24 protein-coding genes are annotated in these 21,738 nt (G+C 60.4%); 11 read left to right on the top strand and 13 right to left on the bottom strand.

The annotated features are described in order from the left end of the window. Position 1: 1 nt before the first annotated feature. Positions 2-619, top strand: coding sequence for an ABC-type transport auxiliary lipoprotein family protein (locus NWQ23_RS09210; RefSeq protein ID WP_306165996.1), 618 nt, complete (start codon positions 2-4; stop codon positions 617-619). 40 nt (positions 620-659) lie between these two features. Here NWQ23_RS09210 and NWQ23_RS09205 read toward each other — a convergent pair whose 3' ends face one another. The 3 genes from NWQ23_RS09205 to NWQ23_RS09195 form a co-directional block, all read right to left on the bottom strand. Next, positions 660-2,057, bottom strand: a complete 1,398-nt coding sequence (locus NWQ23_RS09205; protein WP_306165995.1) for an aminotransferase — start codon at positions 2,055-2,057, stop codon at positions 660-662. Positions 2,058-2,131: 74 nt separating this feature from the next. Beyond that, positions 2,132-3,064 carry a 3-hydroxyacyl-CoA dehydrogenase NAD-binding domain-containing protein gene (locus tag NWQ23_RS09200; protein ID WP_306165994.1) on the bottom strand — a complete coding sequence of 311 codons (933 nt, stop codon included), beginning with the start codon at positions 3,062-3,064 and terminating at the stop codon, positions 2,132-2,134. A 115-nt stretch (positions 3,065-3,179) separates the two neighbouring features. Beyond that, entirely contained in the window at positions 3,180-3,320 is a 141-nt protein-coding gene (locus tag NWQ23_RS09195) for a hypothetical protein (protein WP_306165993.1), read from the bottom strand. Between the two features lies 1 nt (position 3,321). Between NWQ23_RS09195 and NWQ23_RS09190 the strand changes: the two genes are divergently transcribed. The 7 genes from NWQ23_RS09190 (at position 3,322) to NWQ23_RS09160 (ending at position 8,928) form a co-directional block, all read left to right on the top strand. Beyond that, the gene (locus tag NWQ23_RS09190; protein ID WP_306165992.1) at positions 3,322-3,999 is read left to right on the top strand and encodes a response regulator transcription factor; all 678 of its coding nucleotides are present in this window, start codon (positions 3,322-3,324) and stop codon (positions 3,997-3,999) included. Then, positions 3,996-5,330, top strand: coding sequence for a HAMP domain-containing sensor histidine kinase (locus NWQ23_RS09185; RefSeq protein ID WP_306165991.1), 1,335 nt, complete (start codon positions 3,996-3,998; stop codon positions 5,328-5,330). The genes NWQ23_RS09190 and NWQ23_RS09185 overlap by 4 nt, the downstream gene beginning before the upstream one ends. A gap of 86 nt (positions 5,331-5,416) precedes the next feature. Further along, complete coding sequence (locus NWQ23_RS09180) at positions 5,417-5,554, top strand: hypothetical protein (RefSeq protein WP_306165990.1); 138 nt, start codon at positions 5,417-5,419, stop codon at positions 5,552-5,554. Between the two features lie 32 nt (positions 5,555-5,586). Further along, positions 5,587-5,922: a NirD/YgiW/YdeI family stress tolerance protein gene (locus NWQ23_RS09175; protein ID WP_306165989.1), complete on the top strand. Its 336-nt coding sequence runs from the start codon at positions 5,587-5,589 to the stop codon at positions 5,920-5,922. Between the two features lie 226 nt (positions 5,923-6,148). Beyond that, positions 6,149-7,099: an MBL fold metallo-hydrolase gene (locus NWQ23_RS09170; protein WP_306165988.1), complete on the top strand. Its 951-nt coding sequence runs from the start codon at positions 6,149-6,151 to the stop codon at positions 7,097-7,099. Positions 7,100-7,104: 5 nt separating this feature from the next. Next, positions 7,105-8,727, top strand: a complete 1,623-nt coding sequence (locus NWQ23_RS09165; protein ID WP_306165987.1) for an FAD-dependent oxidoreductase — start codon at positions 7,105-7,107, stop codon at positions 8,725-8,727. A gap of 3 nt (positions 8,728-8,730) precedes the next feature. Further along, positions 8,731-8,928 carry a DUF2783 domain-containing protein gene (locus tag NWQ23_RS09160; protein WP_306165986.1) on the top strand — a complete coding sequence of 66 codons (198 nt, stop codon included), beginning with the start codon at positions 8,731-8,733 and terminating at the stop codon, positions 8,926-8,928. A 3-nt stretch (positions 8,929-8,931) separates the two neighbouring features. On the opposite strand, the gene NWQ23_RS09155 is transcribed toward NWQ23_RS09160, so the two are convergent. Genes NWQ23_RS09155 through pobA form a run of 6 tightly spaced genes read right to left on the bottom strand, consistent with a single transcriptional unit; the run spans position 8,932 to position 13,768 of the window. Next, positions 8,932-9,978, bottom strand: a complete 1,047-nt coding sequence (locus NWQ23_RS09155) for a 3-carboxy-cis,cis-muconate cycloisomerase (RefSeq protein ID WP_306165985.1) — start codon at positions 9,976-9,978, stop codon at positions 8,932-8,934. Positions 9,979-10,009: 31 nt separating this feature from the next. Further along, positions 10,010-10,846 carry a 3-keto-5-aminohexanoate cleavage protein gene (locus tag NWQ23_RS09150; RefSeq protein WP_306165984.1) on the bottom strand — a complete coding sequence of 279 codons (837 nt, stop codon included), beginning with the start codon at positions 10,844-10,846 and terminating at the stop codon, positions 10,010-10,012. Positions 10,847-10,854: 8 nt separating this feature from the next. Beyond that, positions 10,855-11,454 (bottom strand): protocatechuate 3,4-dioxygenase subunit alpha, encoded by a 600-nt coding sequence (pcaG, locus tag NWQ23_RS09145; RefSeq protein ID WP_306165983.1) that lies wholly within the window; start codon positions 11,452-11,454, stop codon positions 10,855-10,857. A 2-nt stretch (positions 11,455-11,456) separates the two neighbouring features. Further along, on the bottom strand, positions 11,457-12,176 hold the full coding sequence (gene pcaH, locus NWQ23_RS09140) for a protocatechuate 3,4-dioxygenase subunit beta (RefSeq protein WP_306165982.1): 720 nt from the start codon (positions 12,174-12,176) through the stop codon (positions 11,457-11,459). Beyond that, positions 12,173-12,556 (bottom strand): 4-carboxymuconolactone decarboxylase, encoded by a 384-nt coding sequence (gene pcaC, locus NWQ23_RS09135; protein WP_306165981.1) that lies wholly within the window; start codon positions 12,554-12,556, stop codon positions 12,173-12,175. The genes pcaH and pcaC overlap by 4 nt, the downstream gene beginning before the upstream one ends. A 42-nt stretch (positions 12,557-12,598) precedes the next feature. Then, positions 12,599-13,768, bottom strand: coding sequence for a 4-hydroxybenzoate 3-monooxygenase (gene pobA / locus NWQ23_RS09130; RefSeq protein WP_306165980.1), 1,170 nt, complete (start codon positions 13,766-13,768; stop codon positions 12,599-12,601). A 62-nt stretch (positions 13,769-13,830) separates the two neighbouring features. Between pobA and pcaQ the strand changes: the two genes are divergently transcribed. Continuing rightward, positions 13,831-14,781 carry a pca operon transcription factor PcaQ gene (gene pcaQ / locus NWQ23_RS09125; RefSeq protein ID WP_306165979.1) on the top strand — a complete coding sequence of 317 codons (951 nt, stop codon included), beginning with the start codon at positions 13,831-13,833 and terminating at the stop codon, positions 14,779-14,781. Here pcaQ and NWQ23_RS09120 read toward each other — a convergent pair. From NWQ23_RS09120 to NWQ23_RS09105, 4 genes are read right to left on the bottom strand one after another with little or no spacing between them, the layout of a single operon-like run. Further along, the gene (locus NWQ23_RS09120) at positions 14,778-16,055 is read right to left on the bottom strand and encodes a flavin-dependent oxidoreductase (RefSeq protein WP_306165978.1); all 1,278 of its coding nucleotides are present in this window, start codon (positions 16,053-16,055) and stop codon (positions 14,778-14,780) included. The genes pcaQ and NWQ23_RS09120 overlap by 4 nt on opposite strands. An 18-nt stretch (positions 16,056-16,073) precedes the next feature. Then, entirely contained in the window at positions 16,074-17,600 is a 1,527-nt protein-coding gene (locus NWQ23_RS09115; RefSeq protein ID WP_306165977.1) for an acyl-CoA dehydrogenase family protein, read from the bottom strand. An 8-nt stretch (positions 17,601-17,608) separates the two neighbouring features. Continuing rightward, positions 17,609-18,787, bottom strand: coding sequence for a cytochrome P450 (locus tag NWQ23_RS09110; RefSeq protein ID WP_306165976.1), 1,179 nt, complete (start codon positions 18,785-18,787; stop codon positions 17,609-17,611). Between the two features lie 27 nt (positions 18,788-18,814). Continuing rightward, a complete protein-coding gene (locus NWQ23_RS09105) occupies positions 18,815-19,705 on the bottom strand; it encodes an amidohydrolase family protein (protein WP_306165975.1) in 891 nt (296 codons plus the stop codon). 100 nt (positions 19,706-19,805) lie between these two features. Here NWQ23_RS09105 and NWQ23_RS09100 point away from each other — a divergent pair, with 100 nt between their 5' ends. Together NWQ23_RS09100 and NWQ23_RS09095 are read left to right on the top strand one after the other, a co-directional pair. Then, positions 19,806-20,588, top strand: coding sequence for a crotonase/enoyl-CoA hydratase family protein (locus NWQ23_RS09100; protein ID WP_306165974.1), 783 nt, complete (start codon positions 19,806-19,808; stop codon positions 20,586-20,588). A gap of 72 nt (positions 20,589-20,660) precedes the next feature. Further along, a complete protein-coding gene (locus NWQ23_RS09095; protein WP_306165973.1) occupies positions 20,661-21,710 on the top strand; it encodes a TRAP transporter substrate-binding protein in 1,050 nt (349 codons plus the stop codon). Positions 21,711-21,738: the final 28 nt, after the last annotated feature.

Genomic DNA, 21,738 nt, shown 5'->3' with positions numbered 1-21,738 from the left:
CATGTCCACCGCAAACCTGACGCGCCGGGTTGCCCTTTTGGGGGCCTCTGCCATGCTTGGCGGATGCAGTGCCGTCTCGGCACTGAACGCCTCTGCGCAGCCGCTTGATACCTATGATCTGTCACCGGCGGTCGGTGGGCAAAGTGGTGGAGGCAGCGCCCGCACACTTTTGGTCGCGCGCCCCGAAGCACCTGCCGCCCTTGCCACGGACCGGATCATGATCAAGCCCGATCCGGCCTCTATCACCTATCTGCCCGATGCGCGCTGGAGCGATGAGGCCCCTTTGGTCTTGCAGGCGCTACTGATCCGCAGCCTTTCGGCTGCGGGCCGTCTTGGCTATGTCGGGCGCAGCGATGGCGGGCCGGTGCCGGATCGTGTGCTGCTTGTGCGGATCGATGTGTTTCAGGTCGATGTGACGCCCGATGGCCGGCTGGTCGCGGGGATCGCATGTACGCTGACTGTGCTGAATGACCGTGACCAGCGCGTCATCGGCAGTCGCAATTTTGCGCAATCGGCCGAGGCTGCGGGGGACGACCCCGCAGCAATTGTGGCGGCATTCCAGACCGTTGTGGACAGCCTGATGCCCGCGATGACCGATTGGGTCTTGGCCCGCGCCTGATCCCGCTTGCGCAGCTTGCGCGCAAGGCTGTCGGGCGATGTTATCTCATCGCCTCGATTTCAGGTGTGGCCGCCCGCAATGCCGCGGCATAGCGGGTTGTGGCTTCGTCGATCTCGGCCTCTGTGATGCTCAGTGGTGGCGACATCGAGTTCACCGGCAAGAAGGGCAGGCCACGGCTGAGCACGCCATGTTCCAATGCCTTGGCCGCGACGATCTTGTGCGCACCGTAGGGCAGGCGGGCTCTTGTTGATTTGTCGGCCACAAACTCGATTGCGGCCATCAGGCCGACGCCGCGTACCTCGCCAACAAAGGGATGGTCCCCGACTTTGGACTTTAGTGCATCAAGCAGCACCGGCCCCAAACGGGCGGCGCGGCCGGGCAGGTCTTCGCGTTCCATGATATCAAGATTTGCCATTGCGATCGCGCTGCCGACCGGATGACCGGAATAGGTGAAACCATGCATCACCGGCCCCATCTCGGGGGAAGCGCGTTCCAGTACATCCCAGATGCGGCGCGAGATGATGGAGGCTGACATCGGGAAATAGGCAGAGGTCAATCCCTTTGCCAGTGACACGATATCAGGCCTGATGCCGTAAGTCCCGCAGCCGAACCACTGGCCAGTCCGGCCGAAACCGGTGATGACCTCGTCAGCGATCAGTAGGATATCATGGCGGTCCAGCAGGTCTTGCAGCTTGGCAAAATAGCCTGCGGGCGGGGTGAAGACACCGCCTGTGCCCATCACGGGTTCGGCGATGAAGGCCGCAATCGTTTCGCCGCCCTCCTGGTCGATCATCTGTTCCAGTTCCGCAATCAGGCGGTCGGAGAAATCCGCTTCGCTTTCGCCGTCCTTGGCAAAGGCATAGTGGTGCGCGCAGCCGGTGTGCAACACGCCCGCAATCGGCATGTCAAAGGCCTTGTGATAGCCCTCGATCCCGGTCAGGCTGCCTGACGCATAGGTCAGGCCGTGATAGGCCCCAAGCCGCGAGATCACCTTTTTCTTCTGCGGTAACCCCCGCAGGTTGTTGTAATAGCGCACTAATTTGAATGCCGTGTCATTGGCGTCAGAGCCAGAGCAACCAAAGAAGACCCGCGCCATGTCCGATCCCGGCACAGTTTCACGAAACAGGGTTAACAGACGGTCCGCCAGACGGATCGTGGGTTCCGCTGCGGCCCCGCCAAAGAAATGCTGAAAGCTCAGTGTTTGCATCGCCTGTGCGCCCGCCTGGACCAATTCCTGACGGCCATAGCCCACATTCACGCACCACAAGCCCGCACCCATGTCGATCAAGGTTTGGCCGTTGTCGCGCGTGACCTCGACGCCTTGCGCGTTGGTATAGATGACCGGCCCGTTCTTCTCCAGATCATGGATCGATGTGACGGGATGGAAATGTGCCGCGCGATCCAGATCGGCGAGCGAGATGTTTGTGCGGTCATTCATTCTTGGGGTCCTTTGGTTGACGACCTGCGGTCGCTGGGCTGTTACGGGTCAAGACGTGGTCTTGGTGTTCTATTCTAGATGTCTTCTGACATGCGGCGTGCTTTCAGGGCGGCAATCAGGCCCGCGTCGCGTGCGGCTTCCAATGTCAGGATGTCGCGGCCCTCTGCCGCGCGCAAGACCCCTTCGATCAGTGCGGCCTGCACCGCGTCGGTCAGGGACGGGGTGCCCAAGGTGGACCAGCGCCTTTCCTGACTCGGCCCCAGATGGGCAAGATAGCCTTCTATGCCACCGCTGCCGCCGCCAAGGTGATAGGCCATATGCGCCCCCAGAACCGACCATCGCAGCCCGGGTCCGTGCACCAGTGCCATGTCGACCTCTGCCACATCGGCGATGCCTTCGGCGACGATATGCACCGCCTCGCGCCAAAGCGCCGAGGCAAGACGGTTGGCAATGTGTCCGGTTGCGTCTTTCTTCAGGCGGACGGGCACACGGTCCGCGGCCCGATAAATCCCCTCTGCACGGTCCAAACCGGCTGGATCGGTTCCATATAGCTCGACCAGAGGCACAAGGTGGGGCGGATTGAACGGATGGGCCGTGATCAGGCGGCCGGGGTCCGCAAGGCCCGGTGCCAGATCCGACCACGTCAGCGCCGAGGTGGAAGAGGCAAGCACTGCCTGCGGATCGGCCAAAGCCTCGATCTCGCGATAAAGGCCCCGCTTGAGCGACAGATCCTCTGGTGCGTTCTCCTGAATGAGCGCAGCACCCTTCAAGGCCTCTGCCAGATCTGCTGTGACGCTGACGCTGCCGGCGTTTTCCGGGCCTTGGGTGAGTTCCCGCAGTTGCGCAAGGGGGTGTATCATGCGGTCTTCAGCCGCAGCTCTGGCTGCCGCATCCGGGTCCCAAAGGGTAACATCCGCACCGTAGTGCCGAAACAACGCAGCCCAACTCAGACCGATAAGCCCACATCCGACGATAGCGATCCGTGTTCCCGATAGGTCGCCTGTCATGATTCCCTCACTGCCTGATTGCGTCCTTGCCCTGTCAGGGTATCGGGATGAGATGGGCGCGACAATTCATCGAAACGCAACTCCGCCACAGTGCTGTGAATTCGTCAGACAGCTGTCAGAAAAGACGCCCAAAGACGCCACCGTTGCGCCGCCGCCTGTCGGGTTTTGCCTTGGGGATCGCCAGCGCGTCCCGTAACATAATCCGCACGACCCACTGGGCTTGGCCCGCGGTGCCAACCTGAACAGAAGTTAACAATATGCGCGTCCTTCTTGTAGAAGATCACCCTCCATTGGCCCAGGCAGTCATGGATGCCCTGCGTCGCGCGGGGTTCAGTGTTGATCACGCAGGCACGGCGGCTGAGGCCCGCGAGATCGCCCAGATCGCTGATTTGGCGCTTGTGATCCTTGATTTGGGTCTGCCCGATGGGGATGGGCTGCGGCTTTTGCCCGATCTGCGGCGCGAAGGGCAGGTGCCGGTGATCGTGCTCACGGCCCGCGATCAACTGGCCGACCGGTTGGCTGGACTGGATGGCGGGGCGGATGACTATGTGGTCAAACCGGTCGAGATGCCGGAGCTGATCGCGCGCTGCCGGGCGGTCCTGCGCAGGCCCGGCGACAGGTCTGCCATGCTGCTGCGCGTGGGGCCTTTGTCACTGGATACGGTCGCGCGTCATGCGCATATGGGGGCGACCCCGCTGAAATTGGGCCGCCGCGAATTGGGCGTTCTGGAACAACTGATGCGCAGCGCCGGGCGCGTCGCCCCCCGCGCAGTGCTGGAAGAGGCGATCTATACGCTGGATGACGCGGTGACGCCGAATGCGCTTGATGCGGCGGTCTCGCGCCTGCGCCGCGCGCTCGAGGCGGCAGGTTGCCCGCTGCCGATCGTGACCGTGCGCGGCATCGGCTGGATGCTCCCGCGCGAGGCCGCCCGATGAGCGCGCGGCCACTTGCACAAGTCCTGACGCGGCAGCTGGCGGTGATGGCCGGTGTCGTTGTGCTGCTCAATGTGGCGGCGGTCGGGCTTTACTACGGTTCGGACCGGCGCGAGCTAGAGACCGAGGCCATCGAACAGATGCGTGAACGGATCGAACAAGCCTTGGAGGGCGCTGCGCTGCCTGCCGATGCGCCCCTGCGCGATATCTTTGCCGCATACCCCGAGGCCTATGCCTTTGCGCTGGTCGATCGGGGCGGCGAGGTCGTGGATGTGATGAACCCCGCTCTGATCCCGCCGCTGGCGGCGGATATCTTTGCCGACGACTGGGTTACGCGGCTTGATCTGTCGGGTGCTCCGCTGATTGTTGCAGGGCATGAATTTGCAGGACGGGCTGACGGGCTGCGGATGGTCTTCGTCATGGCCGACGATCCTGCGGGCCTGCTGCGCGGCGCTTTCCTGACAGAATTCTACCGCCATGTCGGGCTGCCGATGCTGCCTGTGGTGTTGTTGCTGATCGGGACCAACGCACTGCTGATCCGCAAGGGGCTTGCACCTTTGGCGCAGGCGGCGGCTTGGGCGCGAAGCCTGCGCCCCGGTGTGGCTGTGCCGCCGCCGCCGGTCGCGGGCCTGCCTGCCGAGGTGGCTGATCTGGTTAAGGCGACGCAACGATCCCTTGATGGTCTGGCCGCGGCCTTGGAGGCTGAAACCCGCCATGCCGCCGAGGCCGCCCATGCCCTGCGCACCCCCGTTGCGGTGCTGGTGGCCCGGCTGGACGCGCTGCCGCCCAGTGCGTCGACCGAGCTTTTGCGCGCAGACCTCGCCTCGCTATCGCGCACGGTCAAGCAGGTGCTGGCCTCGTCCCGCGCCGACCGGATGACGGTGGCCGAGGATACCGCAGTTGATCTGCGTGTTGCGGCAACGGCCGTCACGGCCGCTCTTGCCCCTTTTGCCTATGACAAAGGTGTGGAACTGGCGTTGGAAACGCCCGATCAGCCGGTTCTGGCGCAGGCCGATGTCGAAGGGATCGAGGTGGCGCTGGCCAATCTTGTCGAGAATGCCATTCTGCACGGCGGCGCCGGCAGCGTGGAGATCACAGTGGGCCCCGGTCCGGTGATCCGGGTGCGCGATTATGGGCCGGGTCTGCCACACGGAGGCAAGGCCTCTATGTTCAAACCTTTCTGGCGCGGACAGGGGGCGCTGCCCGGCGGCGCTGGGCTGGGGCTGGCGATTGTGGACCGGGTGCAGCGTGGTCAGGGCGGCTCGGTTGATGTGCAGTCACCGGCCGGTGGCGGCACAGAATTCACCCTTGGTTATCGCCCGGCGAAATCCTGACAGCCGGTCAGACTACTGTCAGACTCAGCCTGCATTCCTCCTGTCATCGGATCAAGACATGATCCAGACAAACACAGGAGAAAGACATGAACGACGTGCAGAAATTCAATCTCAAGCAAGCGGGTACCTGGCTGTCAGGCGAGGTCGAAATCCGGATGCCCAAGCTATGGTTGGTCGCTGGCGGCATTGCACTTGTTGTGCTGCTGATCATCGCCTTCGACTGATCCATTCCCTTCATATCCATAGGAGCAAACCGATGAGATATCTTGCAACTGCCGCGCTGTTCGCCGCGATAACCGCCACTGCGGCGCAGGCCGAGACCATTACCCCGATTGCTGATGCCGCGCGCGGCACAATGGTCACCGTCCAAGGCACGGTCGAACGGATCACAGACGAGGATGAATTCCGCCTTGCCGACGCGAGCGGCGAGATCCGCATCTATGTGGGCCCGAACTGGGTGCCCGTCGATGTGGGCGAGAACGTGACCGTCAACGGCTTTGTCGATGACGATCCGGGTCCTCGGGAAATCTATGCGCGCAACCTGACGCGGGGCGACGGCACCCTGATTACCTTTGATCTGCGCTACGACTGATGCGGATGCCAAAGGGCGATGGCCTGCGGCTGTTGCCCTTTGGCGCGGCGGCAACTGGCTTGCTGTTTCGCGCCCGAGCGAAGGTACTGCCTCCAGGTGCTCAGCCCGGCAAGAGTATTGCTGATTGTGTGAGGATATTGCCCCTTGGCGTCTGGTATGGCGCAACTGTCCCTTTACAGTCGCCCACCGTGCCGCAAGAATATCCTGCGCATAAGGACAGCAAACAATGGCAAAAGCATTCGCATCCCAAGGGGATATGACCGAGAAAAAGATCACTTTCGATGAGATCGGTCAGGGGCTTTATGCCTTTACCGCCGAAGGTGATCCGAACTCCGGCGTCATCATCGGTGACGACAGCGTCATGATCGTCGAGGCGCAGGCGACGCCCCGACTGGCCCATAAGGTGATCGAGAAGGTCCGCACGGTGACCGACAAACCGATCAGCCATGTGGTCTTGACCCATTACCACGCCGTGCGCGTTCTGGGCGCCTCTGCCTTTGATGCGCCGCAGGTCATCATGTCCGATATCACCCGCGCCATGGTCGCGGAACGCGGACAAGAGGACTGGGACAGCGAATTTCAACGCTTTCCGCGCCTGTTTGAAGGGCATGAAAGCATCCCCGGTCTGACATGGCCCACCACGACATTCAGCGACGCCATGACGGTCTATCTGGGCAACCGCCGTGTGGATATCAAGCAGATCGGCCGCGCCCATACGGCGGGTGATACGGTCATCCATGTGCCTGACCAGAACGTGATGTTCACAGGTGACATCGTGGAGGATCACTCTGCTTGTTATTGCGGGGACGGGCATTTTGCCGATTGGGGCAAGACGCTTGATGCGATCAAGGCCTATGATGTGGATGCCATTGCCCCCGGTCGGGGTGGCGCACTTGTGGGCAAGGATGCCGTGGAACGCGCCATCGAAAGCACCCGTGACTTTGTCAACAGCACCTATCAGCCTGCGGCCCGTGTGGCCATGAAAGGCGGCACGCTCAAAGAGGCTTGGGATGCGGTGCGCGATGTCTGTGATCCCAAGTTCAAGGACTACGCGATCTATGAACACTGCCTGCCGTTCAATGTTTCCCGCGCCTATGACGAGGCCCGCGGGATCTGGCATCCGCGCATCTGGACCGCCGCCCGCGATCTTGAAATGTGGGAGGCTCTGCAAGGGTAAACGCTATGGTCGCGGTCAGATATCAAACAGCGTTCCGCCTGTATCCCTATGCCAAGGTCCCGGATCAGGAGGCCACGGCCCCGAGGCGTCACCCCGTTGTCATCGTGGGCGGTGGTCCGATCGGCATGGGCCTTGCGCTTGATCTGGGCAAGAGGGGGATCGCCTGCCTTGTGCTGGATGATCATGACGGGGTGGGCAAGGGCAGCCGCGCCATTTGTTTCGCCAAGCGTACGCTGGAAATTTGTGACCGTTTGGGATGTGCTGACCCGATGGTGGAAAAAGGGGTCGTCTGGAACCTTGGCCGGGTCTACCGCGACGAGAAGGAAATCTATTCCTTCAACCTTTTGCCGGAAGAGGGGCACAAGCGCCCCGCCTTTATCAACCTGCAGCAACCGTATTTTGAACAATTCATTGTGGAAGAAATCCGCCGTCAGCAGGCCGCAGGGGCACCTATCGAAATTCGTGGCCAGAACTGTGTGACAGCGATGGTGCAGATGGGCGATCATGTGCGTCTTGATGTGGACACGCCTGACGGCCCTTACCAGATCGAAGCGGACTATCTGGTGGCCTGTGACGGGGCCAATTCCCCCGTTCGCGCCATGATGGGCCTCGATTTCGAGGGCCGCGTGTTCGAGGACAACTTTCTGATCGCCGATATTCGCATGGAGGCCGATTTTCCTGTTGAACGGCGGTTCTGGTTCGATCCGCCCTTCAATCGTGGTGAAACAGCGCTGTTGCACAAGCAGCCTGATGATGTCTGGCGGCTCGATTTTCAGCTGGGCTGGAACATTGACCGTAAGGCCGAACTTGACCCTGACCGCATCCGCGGCCGCGTGGCGGCCATGATCGGGGCGGATATCCCGTTTGAACTGGTCTGGACCTCGATCTACACTTTCCGCTGCTGCACGATGAAAGACTACCGCCACGGGCGCGTCTTTTTTGCAGGCGACAGCGCCCATCAGGTCAGCCCCTTTGGGGCGCGCGGGGCCAATGGCGGTATGCAGGATATCGACAACCTTGGCTGGAAACTGGCCGCCGTGATCACCGGGCAAGCCCCTGATGCGCTACTTGATACCTATCACGCCGAGCGCAAGCACGGGGCGATGGAAAACATCAAGAATTCGTCGCGCTCTGCGGATTTCCTGACCCCGCGCAATCCGGCGCATGCGCTTTTCCGCGATGCGGTGCTGGATCTGGTCGAACACTTCCCCTTTGCGCGCCCGATGGTGAACTCGGGGCGGTTATCCGTCCCTTGCACCTACGACGCGGGGCCGCTGAACGGACCTGATGCCTTGCCCGAGGGCCCTGCGCGGTCACGCCCGGGCAGCCCTTGCAGCGATGCACCTTGCGGGGATAGTTTCCTGCTGGACCATCTGCGCGGTGACTTCACCGTTCTGACGATCAACACAGGGTGCCCCGCTGCTTTGACCATTGCGGGCAAAGAGATTCCGGTGATCGCGGTCTCGACAGAGGATGATCCCTCAGGACCATTGGCCGCGCGATACCTCGGCACTTGCCCTGCGGCTGTGTATCTCATCCGCCCGGATCAGCATGTCGTGGCACGCTGGGATCGCCTTGATCTTGCGGAAATAGAGAGCGCGCTGCACCGCGCGCTTGGAAAGGCGTGAACAATGGCGGATCTGATCCTCGCACCCAATCTTGAAAACACCGATGATTTCTACGCTGAACTGCTCGCGGCGCACGAGGGGCTGTCCGAGGCTGCGATGCATGCGCTGAATGCGCGCCTTGTGCTGATCCTTGCAAATCACATTGGGGATCAGGGCGTTCTGCGCCAAGCGCTGGAGGCCGCGCGCGCTGCGGCAAGATAAGGCTCAGCCGATCCGGTGAATGCGGCCGATCAGGTCAATTGCAGCAGAAAGACTGCGGGCGGTGACTTGCGCCATTTGCGGCAGGATCATCCATTCCAGAACCCAAGCGGCGCCAGAGCGTTCCTGCTCATGCACCAGTGCATGATGCATGCCGGACAGTTGGGTTGCATTGAACGCAGCGTTGCTGACCAGAAGTTCGGCCAGAACGGGGTTTTGTTTATGGGGCATCGCCGATGATCCGCCACCGCCGTCCAGCCCGATGTCTTCGATGCCCTGTTGCGCCATCAGGCAGATATCCTGCCCCATCTTGCCCAAACTGCCTGTGATCAGCGACAAGAGGCTGGCATAATCGGCGATATGGTCGCGCATGGCGTGGGTGGCTTTGGCGGGGTTGCTGAGGCCAAGAAGGGTGGCCATCCGGGCCGCAATCGCATCGCCATGCGGAGCAAGGCCCGCGCGATCGCCCACAGCACCACCCAATTGCAGCGCCTCCAGAGCAGGGCGCATCTGGGCAAGCCTGTGTGCATGGCGCTGCAAGGGCAGGGCCCATGTGTCCAAACGGTCGGCAAAGCGGATCGGCAGCGCTGCCTGCATCCGGGTGCGCCCCATGATCGTGCGCGCGCCAAAGCGATCCAAGAGCGCATCAAAGCCTGTCGCAACTGTGGTCAGGCGGTCAGCAGCAAGGTCATTGAACGACCGTATCGTCAGCGCTAGCGCCGTATCCATCACATCCTGAGAGGTCGCTCCATGATGGACGGCTTGGGCATCTGAGCCCGCAGCTTTGCGCAATTGTGCGACCAGTTCGGGGACAGGGACACCGTCGCGTGCGGTCGCTGTATTCAGAGCCACAAGATCGGGTTGAAAACCATCTATCAGCTCTGCAACCCGATTGGCTTGCTCCAAAGGGATCGCCCCCACGGCACCCAAGGCCCGTGTAAAGCTCGCCTCGAACGTCAGCATATGCCGGATTTGCTGGTCAGGTCCCCAGATGGATGCCGCTTGTGCATCGCCCAACAGGCAGCCAAGCCAAGGATGATCAAAAGGCCCCATCATCGGGTCCTGTCTTGCCCTGCGGCGTCATTCATGCAGCCACCTTGCGCAGGCCAAGGATGTCGCGGGCTTCTTGCCAAGTGGCTACGGGGCGCTCGTATTTATCGCAAAGCTCCACCGCACGGCGCACAAGCGCTGCATTCGACGGGGCCAGCGTGTTGCGGTCAAGCCGCACGTTATCCTCCAGCCCGGTCCGTGTATGGCCCCCTTTGGAGATCGCCCATTCGTTCACAACCAGTTGCGCAGGGCCAATACCCGCGGCACACCATTGCGCGTCGGGGGCCAGCCGCCTGAGCGTTTCGATATAGAAATCAAAGATCGGCTCGTCCGCCGGCATCGCGTTTTTCACCCCCATGACGAATTGGACGTAAAGCGGGGCTTTGAGCCGTCCGTCGCCAGCCATGCGCGTGGCCTGCACGATATGGCTGAGGTCGAAGGCCTCGATCTCGGGCTTCACGTCGTTGGCGATCATCTCAGCGGCCAGCCAATCCACCAGATCGGGGCTATTTTCATAAACGCGGGTCGGAAAATTGTTCGAGCCGACCGAGAGGGACGCCATATCGGGTGAAAGCGGCAACATGCCGCCGCGCTCGCGTCCCGAGCCTGACCGCCCACCGGTCGATAGTTGCACGATCATACCCGGGCAGTGTTTTTCCAACCCTTCCTTCAACCGCGCAAAGCGGTCCGGGTCAGAGGTGGGTTTGCCTGCGTCATCGCGCACATGGCAATGGGCAATGCTTGCGCCTGCCTCAAAAGCCTCGTGGGTGCTTTCGATCTGTTCGGCAATTGTGACGGGAACTGCCGGATTATCGGCCTTGGTGGGCAGTGATCCGGTGATGGCGACACAGATGATGCAGGGGTTTGTCATGGGGTCACTCATACATCAAGGAAAACGGTTTCATGCTCGCCCTGAAGGCTGATGTCGAAACGATAATTGGTCCCGTCGCCCTGCGCAATCAGCGTCGCGCGGCGGTGGGCCTGTTCAATCAGGTTCAACACGGAATCGGCGGCATTCGCGGCACTTTCGTCCGCGAAATACATCCGCGTGTTCAGGCCGACATTGATACCGCGTGCCACCAGCCACAGGTTCAGATGCGGTGCCATAGGACGGCCATCGCGACCCGTCACAGCACCCGGCTTAATGGTTTCAAAGCTGAACTCGCCCGTTTCAAAGTCGGGGATCACGCGCCCCCAACCGCGAAACCCGTCTTCGACCTCGCCGTGTCCGGCATAGGTGCCTGCGGCATTGGCCTGCCAGATTTCGATGAGCACGTCCTTGACCGGCGCGCCGGTGCCGTCAGTGACGATCCCTGTCACGGTGATCTGCTGGCCTTTGGCGTTCGGGCCTGTGATGTCATGCCCCAGTTCCTGACGGTAGATGTCAAAGCCCGCATCACCCGGTGCAAGACCGATGTGCACATAGGGGCCTGCGGTCTGGGACGCAGTTTCTTTGAGGTAGTCAAGCGATTGCGTCATGATCAGTTCCCCTCGGGGCGGTTTTCAAAGAAAGTTGACCGGCTGCCGCGCAGCACGATGTCGAACTTGTAGGCGATGCTGTCGAGCGGGATCGTGGCGTTCAGGTCAAGGGCGGCCACAAGCTGGTCAACGGCCCGCTGGTCGGGGATCGCCTGCACGATGGGGCATTTTGCGATCAGCGGGTCACCTTCGAAATACATCTGGGTGATCAGGCGCTGGGCAAAGGCTGTTCCGAATACGGAAAAGTGGATATGCGCAGGCCGCCAGCTATTGATCCAGTTGCGCCACGGATAGGCACCGGGTTTCACGGTGCGGAAGCTGTAATAGCCGTTGTCATCGGTCAGGGTCCGCCCGCAGCCGCCAAAGTTGGGGTCAATCGCCGCGAGATAGGTGTCTTTCTTGTGACGATAGCGCCCGCCCGCATTGGCTTGCCAGATTTCAACCAGTGTATTGCGCACCGGGCGGCCGTTTTCATCCAGCACGCGGCCATGCACGATGATGCGTTCACCGATCGGATCACCTGATTTGGCGTAGTTGCGCAGCAAATCATTGTCGATGGCGTCAATGTCATTGTGCCCGAAGGTCGGGCCGGTCAGTTCGCTTGCAGAGCCTTGCAGCGACAAAAGGGCGTTGCGCGGGGAACGGGGCAGGCTGGTCTTGTAGTTCTGGACCAGCGCAGGGGGGTGCCACTCGCGGTCGCGTTGGTAAAGCTCTGCGGTCATGTCTGTTCCCCTTCCATTTCGGCATAGGTCTGTTTGGCCAGTTTGATCGCATGGTTTGCTGCAGGCACGCCCGCATAGATCGCGACGTGTTGAAAGACCTCGATCACGTCCTGTTTGCTGGCACCGGTATTGGCGGTGGCACGGATATGCATCGGGATTTCGTCAAAGTTCTTCGTTGCGGCCAGCAAGGCCAGCGTGATCATCGACCGCTCGCGCAGCGTGATCGCATCTGATGCCCAAACCGTGCCCCATGCGCTTTGCGTAATCAGCGATTGAAAGGGGGTGTCAAAGTCGGTCTTGGCCGCCTCTGCCCTGTCCACATGGGCGTCACCCAAGACGGCGCGCCGTGTGGTCATGCCTGTGTCATAGTGATCAGCCATCGTGATCCTCCGTTTGCAGTGAATGCGATTGGGCTGCGCAAATCAATACGGCAAGCCCACATAGTTTTCGGCCATCGCCTTTTGGGCGGATTTGTTCGAGCGCAGAAATTCCAGATCGGCCACCTGCATTTTGAGGTCGAATGCGGACTGGTCGGGGTAGCGGTGCATCATGGATGAGAACCACCAGCTAAACCGTTCCGCTTTCCAGACCCGCGCAAGCGCCTTTTGCGAATATAAATCAATCTCTTGCGTGCTGTTTTTCTCGTAGAAATCGCGCAGCCCATTGTAGAGATAATGCACATCAGAGGCGGCCGTGTTCAGCCCTTTGGCCCCCGTCGGTGGCACGATATGGGCGGCATCCCCGCACAAGAACAACCGGCCCCAGCGCATTGGTTCGGTCACGAAAGACCGCAAGGGTGCTATGGATTTTTCGATCGACGGGCCTGTCACCAGATTGGCGGCCTGATCCGCCGGGATCCGCCGCTTGAGTTCCTGCCAGAACGCCTCGTCCGTCCAATCCTCTGGCTTGTCGCTAAGCGAACACTGGATGTAATAGCGGCTGAGGTTCTCATTGCGCATCGAACACAACGCAAAGCCGCGCGGCGAATTGGCATAGATCAATTCGTGGTTCACCGGCGGGGTTTCGGACAGGATGCCAAGCCAGCCGAAAGGATAGACTTTTTCGTATTCGCGGCGCACATCCAGCGGGATCGTCTGGCGGCTGACTCCATGAAACCCGTCGCACCCGGCGATGAAATCACACTCCAGCCGCCGGTGCTCACCAGCGACGGTATAGGTGACAAAGGGTGCATCGGTATCGGCACCGTGGATCACGACATCGTCGACATTGAAATCAATGCGCCCGCCTGCTTTTTCCCGCGCAGCGTAAAGATCGCGGGTCACTTCGGTCTGCCCGTAGACGATCACAGGGGTTCCAGTGTGTTCGGTAAAGTCGATGCGGAACATCTCGTCGCCGTAGGAAATCAGCGTGCCATCATGCACATAGCCTTCGGCATGCAGGCGGTCTGCGCATCCGGCCTCTTCCATGAGTTTGACAAGACCCTGTTCCAGAACGCCTGCACGGATTCGGCCCAGCACATAGTCCTTTGTCTTGCGTTCCAGAACGACGCTTTCGATGCCGCGTGTGTGCAGAAGTTGCGCCAACAAAAGCCCCGACGGCCCGCCACCGATGATTGCGACTTGGGTTTTCATGCAGCTCTACTCCTCTTGCTGAACAGGAATGGCATGTTGAAATGGTGATGAAAATAAACTAATTGACCATTTTGATTGCTATTTTTGGAAACTATATGGATCGCAGGATCAAGTTTCGACATCTCAATGCGTTCAGCGCCATTGCCCGTGCCGGCAGTCTCAAGCGCGCCGCGGAACAGATGAACCTGACGCAACCGGCGATTTCCAAGGCGCTCAAGGAGCTGGAAGAGATTATCGGGGTTGTCCTGCTCGAGCGGAGCAGAGCGGGCGTTCAACTGACCGCCGAAGGTGACATTTTCCTGCAATTTGCGGAACAAAGCACCTCTGCCCTGCGCCACGGGTTGCGCAATGTGCGCGCCACAGGTCTGTCTGCGGGCAAGTTGCGCATCGGGGCGCTGCCGAGTGTCGCATCGCATCTTCTGCCGCAAGCCGTATCCGATTTTGGTGCAACAAACCCCGATACCCTGCTGGAGCTTCACGAAGGCCCGCATCAGGATTTGACGACACGTTTGCGCAGCGGCGGGCTTGATCTGGTGGTGGGTCGTCTGGGGCGGCCCGAAACGATGACGGGATTGGAGTTCCTGCAGCTTTATACGGAACAGGTTGTTGTGGTGGCGCACCCCGACAGTCCGGCGGTATCGGTCCGCCAGTTTCAGGATCTGGACCGGTTCCGCGTGCTTTATCCGCCGCAAGATTCCGCGATCCGGTCACTTGTGGCGCGGCTGCTGATTTCCCAGGGCGTGCCGCTTTTCACACATCGGATCGAGTCTGCATCCTCTGCCTTCGGGCGTGCCGTGACTTTGGCGGATCTGCAAACGGTCTGGGTCATCAGCTATGGCGTCGTGGCGGGCGACCTTGCCGAAGGGCGATTGGTGGCGCTTGATCTGGACACCTCGGCCACCACCGGCGCGGTCGGCATCATGTCACGGTCAGAGGAAGTCCGCTCTGTCGCGGCGCGTGCCTTCATCAGTGCGCTTTTGCGTGCAGCACCGGATGCGATCGCCCAAGGTTAGGGCACAGTCATTCCGACCGGCACCGTTGGCGGCGCGGCATTCAACCGGTCAATCGCAAAGCCCGCCGCCGCCTTGTAGGTTGCCATAAACTCCGCACGCTCCTGCGCGGGGATAACATCTTCGATGTCCTCGAACACACCGCCGCAGCGATCATCCAAAAGATTGAGCAACCCGAACGGCCCAGCCCCGCGATTGCGCAAGACAAGCGCCGAGATCGGTGCGCAAAGCTGTGCGTCATAGGCCGCAAGTGCTGTGGCCGTCACCCCGTGTGCGAGCATCTGCGCCCCGATCACGCGGGCATCGACGATGGCTTGGCTCGCGCCATTGGACCCTGTCGGATACATCGCGTGGGCGGCATCGCCCATCAAAGCAACAGGTCCGTCGACCCATGTCGGGATCGGGTCGCGGTCGATCATCGGGTTTTCATAGGCGCAATCGGTTTGCGCCAGCATCTCTGGCACATTCAGCCAGTCATAGCGGAACTGATCGAAATGATGCGCGAAATCGGCAACCTCTACGGGCCGGAACCAGCCTTGTTCCTGCCAGCCCCCTGCGTTGTCACGGGTCACTTCGGCAATCCAGTTGATTTGCGCATAGCCTTCGCTATCGGGGGCCGAGATCGGATAGATCACCATGCGGTGTTCATGGGTCCCAAGCCCGACAAAGGATGATCCGGTCCGCATCGGCTTGGCGCGGACCGTGCCGCGCCACATCACAGCACCACCCCAATGAATAGGCGGCTGGTCTGGGTGCATCTGGGCGCGGATGGCGGAATGGATGCCATCGGCCCCGATCAGGAGTTGCGCGCCTTGTTCTTCTGTGCGGCCATCGGGCCGTGTCACCAAAGCTGTGACACCAGTGCCAGACTGACGATAACCCGTCACACGCGATCCCAAAAGCACGGCATCTGCGCCCAGTCGTGCGATGACTTTGCGGTAAAGCAGCATATGAAAGGCCCCGCGGTGGGCGGCGTACTGCGGCCATTTATAGCCGGCCTCCAGCCCGCGCGGCTCGGCATAAACTTCTTTGCCGTTCAGTCCGACCAAGGCCCATTCGCGGGCGGGGACCCCCACGCTGTCCAAGTCCTGCGCGGTGAAACCAAGATCAAACAATTCGCGCACGGCATTGGGCTGGATGTTGATGCCAACCCCCAAAGGCTGCATCACAGCCGAGCTTTCGATCACGCGGCAGCTGACCCCGATCTGGTGCAATGTCAGCGCCAAGGTCAGCCCGCCAATGCCGCCACCGGCGATCAGAACATCAGGGTGTGTCATGAATGGAGTGCCTTTTGACTAGATCAACGCCAGCGCGAGGCGCTTGAGCTCTTGAGGTGTTTGATGATTATCCGCGACAGCGTCAATGCGCGCCCAAGCGGCGGCAAAAAACAGATTGGCCGTTTCCTGCGCGAAAGCGTGTGCTTGCGGCAGTGGATCGGATGCCTGGGTCATCGCGCTGCGCCAGATCTGCCAGTCGGCCAAACGCTCCAGCACAGTCTTGGACCCACCAGCCAGTTCTGTGACGAGGCCCGCAAACTCATCCGCGCCGCCGCCCGGCCGCAGCCCCCGGGTGGCGATATTGCGTTCATGGATGCCGTTGGCGCCTTCGTAGATTGCGCAGATCCGCGCATCGCGCCAAATCTGGTCAAGGCCGTATTCAGTCAGATAGCCATAGCCGCCAAGGATCTGGATGCCGAGGTCGGCGGCGCGGATACCCGCCTGGGAGCCAAAGACTTTGCACAGCGGGGTCAGGAAATCACAAAGGGCGGGGCTGTCACCTGTCTCGAGCGCCACAAGGGCTATATGGCACATCGCGCGTGCGCCCAAGGCAAGGCGGCGTTGGTCGTCCAACATGCGCTGCACATCTGCGTGGTGGTGCAGCAGGGCGGGCGATCCGTCAGAAAGGCGACCTTGCACGCGCTCGGCCGCATAGGCCGCGGCGATATCGGCGGCGCGGCTTGCGTGGGCCACCCCTTGCAGGGCGACATCGATGCGGGCGTGGTTCATCAGGGTGAACATCGCTTGCAACCCTTGCCCCTCGGTCCCGATCAATTCTGCCTTGGCCCCGTCAAAACGCAACTGGCAGGTGGGCGAGGCATGCAGCCCCATCTTTTCTTCGATCCGTGTAACACTGACTCCGGGCTGGGCTGGGCAAAGGTACAAAGACAGCCCTTTCATGCCAGAGTCTGCGGGGCCGCTGCGCGCCAGTACCAGATGCAGGATTTCGGCAGTCATGTCCTGATCGCCGCCGGAGATAAAGATTTTCTCGCCCGTAATCCGCCATCCCTCATCAGAGTTTTCAGCGCGGCACCGGATCGCCGAGAGATCCGATCCCGCCTGCGCTTCGGTCAGGCACATGGTCGAGAGGGCAGCGCCAGAGGCAAGTTTCGCAATCCACTCGCTTTGCTGGGCCAGCGTGCCGTATTTCATCAGCGTCGCAATCGCACCGGGCACCAGATTGCAGACCATTTGCAGCGCGTGGTTCGCGCCGGAAAATACCTCGGATACCCCTGCCGCGATCAAGGGCGAGGCTCCCATGCCGCCAAAGGCTTCGGGGGCTGTCAGCCCTTGCCAGCCGTCCTCGGCCATTTGGGCATAGGCAGCGACAAAGCCGTCGGGCATCCGCACGCGTCCGTTGACCAGTTGCGCATGCTGGCGGTCGCCGACCGCATTGAGCGGCGCAATGACACCTTCGGCAAAACCGGCAAAGTGGCCCAAGATGTCGCCTGCCAACTCAGGGTCCCAACTTGCAAGGCTGCTGGCCCCCGCCACATGGTGCAGCGAGAACAGGATATCTTCGGTCGGGGCAATAAAGGCGGTCAAAACAGCGGCTACTTCAACAGGACAGGGATCTGAACAGCCCCGCGAAAGCCAAAGCCGCGCCAGATCACCGCATCGGTATCGGGAATTTCCATATTGGGAAAACGGTCAAACAGGATCGGCAACATCACCTTGCCCACCGCGCGCCGTGCCACATGAGTGCCCTGGCAGAAGTGCGGGCCGTTGCCAAAGGATTGATGCGGGTTCTTGTCACGATAGACCTGAAAGACCTCGCCATCGTCAAACAGGTCTTCGTCGCGGTTGGCACTGGCCTGAATGGTCATGACCGTATCGCCTTTGGGGATCAGATAGCCGCGAATTTCGGTGTCTTCTGTCACCAAACGGGAAGAGGCAGAGATGGGTGCGACCCAGCGCACGCCTTCTTCGAATGCTTTGTCCCAGTCATCATTGCGCTTCACTTCGGCCAGTTGGTCAGGGTTGGTCAGCAGCCCGTAAAGGATCGTATTCAGCGCATCGCGCGGTTCGTTGATCCCGCCGCCGATCGCGATTTTGATGTTCGCATAGATTTGCGACATGGGGATCGGATCATCGGCATTGATCATCACTGAAAAGGCCGAATTGTTCGGGGCGGCGCGGTGGCGATCCTGAATGCGGTCCAGCAGCGCATCAATGGCGTCATTGGCGCGGTCGCTGCGGGCAAAGGGTTCATCCCGCCAACCGAAGTTGCCAGCGCCTTCGATCAGGGCTTGGGACCATTCCAGCATGTCCGCGTCGCTGGCCTCTTCCATGCCAAGCAAGATCGCAAGGCCGCGGGCGGCATAGGCGCCTGACAGGATCGCAAAGAGGTCGACGACCTCGCCACGGGGCAGGCGGCCCACGTAGTCGCGGGCGATTTGCTCGTATTTGGGCATCCAGTCATTCTGGATCACCTTGGCCGCAAAGGCGGGGGCCATCGCCATGCGTTCGCGGCGGTGCGCTTCGCCGTCCTTGCGCATCAGCGTATGGGCGCGAAAGGCGCGTTTCATCGGGGTATTGGGGTCGTCAGAGCTGAAAATGGCGGGGTTGTCCTTGACGTATTTTGTATCGACGGCCTTGGTCAGCAGGGTGCGGCCTGCGGATTTTACCCGCAGCACGGGGGTCTGGGCGCGCAGGCGGCGATAGATCGGAAACGGGTCGCGGTCCAATTGGTCCAGCGTGATCTGGTCATCCTGTGGTGCTTGCTCTGCCATGTGGTTTACCCTCCCGTTCGTCCCGCCCTAAGCCGTGGTTTCGCCCAAAATCCGCAATGCGTTTTCTTTCAGGATCAAAGGCCGGACTTCGTCTTTGAATGCTGCGTTCTCAAAGTCGGCCAACCAGCGGTCCGGCGTGATCGCGGGCCAGTCGGAGCCGAACAGCATCTTCTTTTTCAGGATCGAGTTTGCGTAGCGGATGAAGGTCTCGGGGAAGTATTTGGGCGACCAGCCGGACATATCGTAGTAGACATTGGGCTTGTGCTGGGCGACGGCCAGACCTTCCTCGGTCCATGGGAACGACGGATGGGCCAATACGATCGGCATATCGGGAAAATCAACGGCCACGTCATCAAGGTACATCGGATTAGAGTATTTCAGCCGCATCCCCATGCCACCGCGCATACCCGATCCCACACCGGTCTGGCCGGTATGAAAGAGCGTGATAGCCCCTTCCTCGGCGCAGGCTTCAAGCACGGTATAGGCCGTTTCGCGATCATTGGGGTAAAACCCCTGCATGGTGGGGTGAAACTTGAACCCGCGCACGCCAAAGTCGCGGACCAGACGCCGGACTTCGCGCGCACCTGCCTTGCCTTTGTGGGGATCGACCGAGGCAAAAGGAATCAGGATATCGTCATTCTCGGCACAGATTTTGGCGACTTCCTCGTTGGAGTAGCGTCGAAATCCGGTTTCGCGTTCGGCATCCACGGGAAAGATCACAGCGGCGATATTGCGTTCGCGGTAATAGTTGGCGGTGTCCTGCACAGTGGGCAACATTCCCTGCGCGCCTGCAGGATTATTGAAGTAAGCGGCCATGCCTGCTTGAAATTCATTGTAACCATCATCGCGATGATCACAGCAGGGTTCTTCGGCGTGCGTGTGGAAATCAATGGCCTTGACCTTGGTGAAATCGACCATGCGAACCTCCCTTTTGTGTGCATCATGCAAAAAAAGATATACAGCAAAACTGTTAACCATATACAACAGTTTTCAAGAACGACCCTTTGCGGAGAAAAAGATGCAGTCCACGGACCTCGATACTTCTGTCACGCGCGTTGAAGTGGACGGGGATATTGCGACAATCATCTTCAATCGTCCTGAAAAGCGCAACGCCATGAATGATGCGCTGGTCGATGCGCTTGATGTGTTCTTTTCCAAGCCACCCGAAGGCGTGAATGCTGTTATTCTGCGTGGCGAGGGCGGGCATTTTTGTTCCGGCCTTGATTTGGCCGAGCATGAATGCAGAAAGCCGATCCCGGGCGTTTACCATTCGCGCAACTGGCACCGTGTATCCGAGTTGATCGAATTCGGAGGGCTGCCCGTGATCTCTGTGCTGACAGGTGCGGTCATTGGTGGCGGGCTCGAGATCGCGACCTCGACTCATGTGCGGATTGCCGAACCTTCTGTGCGGTTTCAACTGCCTGAAGGGCGACGCGGGATTTTTGTCGGTGGCGGTGCGACCGTGCGCGTGGGCCGTATCCTGGGGGCCGACCGGATGCGGGAAATGATGCTGACAGGGCGCAGTTATGGCGCTGAGGACGGGTTGGCGATGGGCTTGACCCATTATGCGGTAGCCGAGGGCGAGGGGGTCCCGCTGGCGCGGACACTGGCGCGCCGCATTGCGGACAACGCGCCGTTCTCCAACTATCTGATGATCAATGCGATTTCACGAATTGGGGACATGTCACGAAGCGATGGGATGTTCACCGAGAGCCTTGCGGCAGCGATGTCGCAGTCATCTGACGGGGCAAAGGAAGGTCTGCGTGCCTTTCTTGAGAAGCGGGAGCCTAAATTCAGGTGACAAGAGGCAAAATCAACGCGCAGAGTGAATAACCCTTGCGCATCTAACTGGAAATCTTTGGGAGGAGTTACCATGAAAAGAAGAGACTTTCTGAAAACCACTGCCGCTGGTGCATTTGCCGCCGGTGTCGGGCCGAATATGGCTTTTGCGCAGGACGCGACCCTGCGGTTCCATCAGTTCTTGCCACCTGTCGCACCGCTCCCTGCCTTTGCGTTCAAACCTTGGGGCGAGCGCCTAGAGGCAGCCTCCGGTGGCCGTTTGCGCATTCAGCATTTTGACGCCATGGCATTGGGTGGGCGTCCACCTGAACTGCTCGATCAGGCACGTGACGGTGTTGTGGACATCGCGATGTCCGTTGTGGGTTACACACCGGGCCGCTACCCACGGACCGAAGTGTTCGAACTGCCATTCATCATGAAGAATTCGATTGCCACCTCTTTGGCGTTCCAACAGATGATCGAAGACGACTTTGCCGAAAGCGAATACGGGGACTTCAAGGTATTGGCCGGTTGGGTCCACGGAGCGGGCCTGATCCACTCGGAAGAGCCGATTGAAAAGCTCGAAGATATGGCGGGTAAAACCTTGCGTGGTCCGACCCGGATCATCAACGATCTGTTGTCGGAACTGGGTGCCGAACCTGTCGGCATGCCGCTGCCTGCCATTCCAGAGGCGCTGTCCAAAGGCGTCATCAACGGCACAGTGATCCCGTGGGAGGTCACACCGTCCATCCGTTTGGCAGAGCTGGTTTCGAACCACACCGAGTTCGGCGGTCCAGAAGCACTGTATACGGCGACGATCATCATGGTGATGAACAAGGACGCCTATAATGCGCTGCCGGACGATCTGCGCGAAATCCTTGACGCGGAAAGCGGTGCTGCAATGGCGCAGGCCTTCTCGCAGGTCATGTTGGACTATGATGCACCGGGTCGTCAGATCGCGGTGGATGCAGGCAACAACATCATCACGCTGGATGAAACCGAAGTTGCGCGTTGGAAAGCGGCCGCACAGCCGGTTATCGACCGCTGGATTGCCGACATGGCGTCTCAGGGTATTGATGGTCAGGCATTGATCGACCGCGCCAAAGCGTTGATCGACGAAAAATCAGAGATGCTTGGCGTCTAACACCTCTTCACAATGATCCGGGCGCCCT

The organism is Yoonia sp., from assembly GCF_030731595.1.
GTDB lineage: Bacteria > Pseudomonadota > Alphaproteobacteria > Rhodobacterales > Rhodobacteraceae > Yoonia.
The sequence above is the reverse complement of the archived record's forward strand: the minus strand, read 5'-3'. Positions and strand labels throughout refer to the sequence as shown.

What these genes read in the sequence shown, in the direction of transcription:
- NWQ23_RS09170 (WP_306165988.1), top strand. Translation starts at nt 6,149, where the DNA reads ATGGCAAAAGCATTCGCATCCCAAGGGGATATGACCGAGAAAAAGATC.
- NWQ23_RS09155 (WP_306165985.1), bottom strand. Translation starts at nt 9,978, where the DNA reads ATGGGGCCTTTTGATCATCCTTGGCTTGGCTGCCTGTTGGGCGATGCA.
- NWQ23_RS09110 (WP_306165976.1), bottom strand. Translation starts at nt 18,787, where the DNA reads ATGGCAGAGCAAGCACCACAGGATGACCAGATCACGCTGGACCAATTG.
- NWQ23_RS09100 (WP_306165974.1), top strand. Translation starts at nt 19,806, where the DNA reads ATGCAGTCCACGGACCTCGATACTTCTGTCACGCGCGTTGAAGTGGAC.
- NWQ23_RS09105 (WP_306165975.1), bottom strand. Translation starts at nt 19,705, where the DNA reads ATGGTCGATTTCACCAAGGTCAAGGCCATTGATTTCCACACGCACGCC.
- NWQ23_RS09160 (WP_306165986.1), top strand. Translation starts at nt 8,731, where the DNA reads ATGGCGGATCTGATCCTCGCACCCAATCTTGAAAACACCGATGATTTC.
- pcaH (WP_306165982.1), bottom strand. Translation starts at nt 12,176, where the DNA reads ATGACCGCAGAGCTTTACCAACGCGACCGCGAGTGGCACCCCCCTGCG.
- pobA (WP_306165980.1), bottom strand. Translation starts at nt 13,768, where the DNA reads ATGAAAACCCAAGTCGCAATCATCGGTGGCGGGCCGTCGGGGCTTTTG.
- pcaC (WP_306165981.1), bottom strand. Translation starts at nt 12,556, where the DNA reads ATGGCTGATCACTATGACACAGGCATGACCACACGGCGCGCCGTCTTG.
- NWQ23_RS09210 (WP_306165996.1), top strand. Translation starts at nt 2, where the DNA reads ATGTCCACCGCAAACCTGACGCGCCGGGTTGCCCTTTTGGGGGCCTCT.
- NWQ23_RS09200 (WP_306165994.1), bottom strand. Translation starts at nt 3,064, where the DNA reads ATGACAGGCGACCTATCGGGAACACGGATCGCTATCGTCGGATGTGGG.
- NWQ23_RS09185 (WP_306165991.1), top strand. Translation starts at nt 3,996, where the DNA reads ATGAGCGCGCGGCCACTTGCACAAGTCCTGACGCGGCAGCTGGCGGTG.
- NWQ23_RS09165 (WP_306165987.1), top strand. Translation starts at nt 7,105, where the DNA reads ATGGTCGCGGTCAGATATCAAACAGCGTTCCGCCTGTATCCCTATGCC.
- NWQ23_RS09120 (WP_306165978.1), bottom strand. Translation starts at nt 16,055, where the DNA reads ATGACACACCCTGATGTTCTGATCGCCGGTGGCGGCATTGGCGGGCTG.
- NWQ23_RS09205 (WP_306165995.1), bottom strand. Translation starts at nt 2,057, where the DNA reads ATGAATGACCGCACAAACATCTCGCTCGCCGATCTGGATCGCGCGGCA.
- NWQ23_RS09175 (WP_306165989.1), top strand. Translation starts at nt 5,587, where the DNA reads ATGAGATATCTTGCAACTGCCGCGCTGTTCGCCGCGATAACCGCCACT.
- NWQ23_RS09095 (WP_306165973.1), top strand. Translation starts at nt 20,661, where the DNA reads ATGAAAAGAAGAGACTTTCTGAAAACCACTGCCGCTGGTGCATTTGCC.
- pcaG (WP_306165983.1), bottom strand. Translation starts at nt 11,454, where the DNA reads ATGACGCAATCGCTTGACTACCTCAAAGAAACTGCGTCCCAGACCGCA.
- NWQ23_RS09180 (WP_306165990.1), top strand. Translation starts at nt 5,417, where the DNA reads ATGAACGACGTGCAGAAATTCAATCTCAAGCAAGCGGGTACCTGGCTG.
- NWQ23_RS09190 (WP_306165992.1), top strand. Translation starts at nt 3,322, where the DNA reads ATGCGCGTCCTTCTTGTAGAAGATCACCCTCCATTGGCCCAGGCAGTC.
- NWQ23_RS09150 (WP_306165984.1), bottom strand. Translation starts at nt 10,846, where the DNA reads ATGACAAACCCCTGCATCATCTGTGTCGCCATCACCGGATCACTGCCC.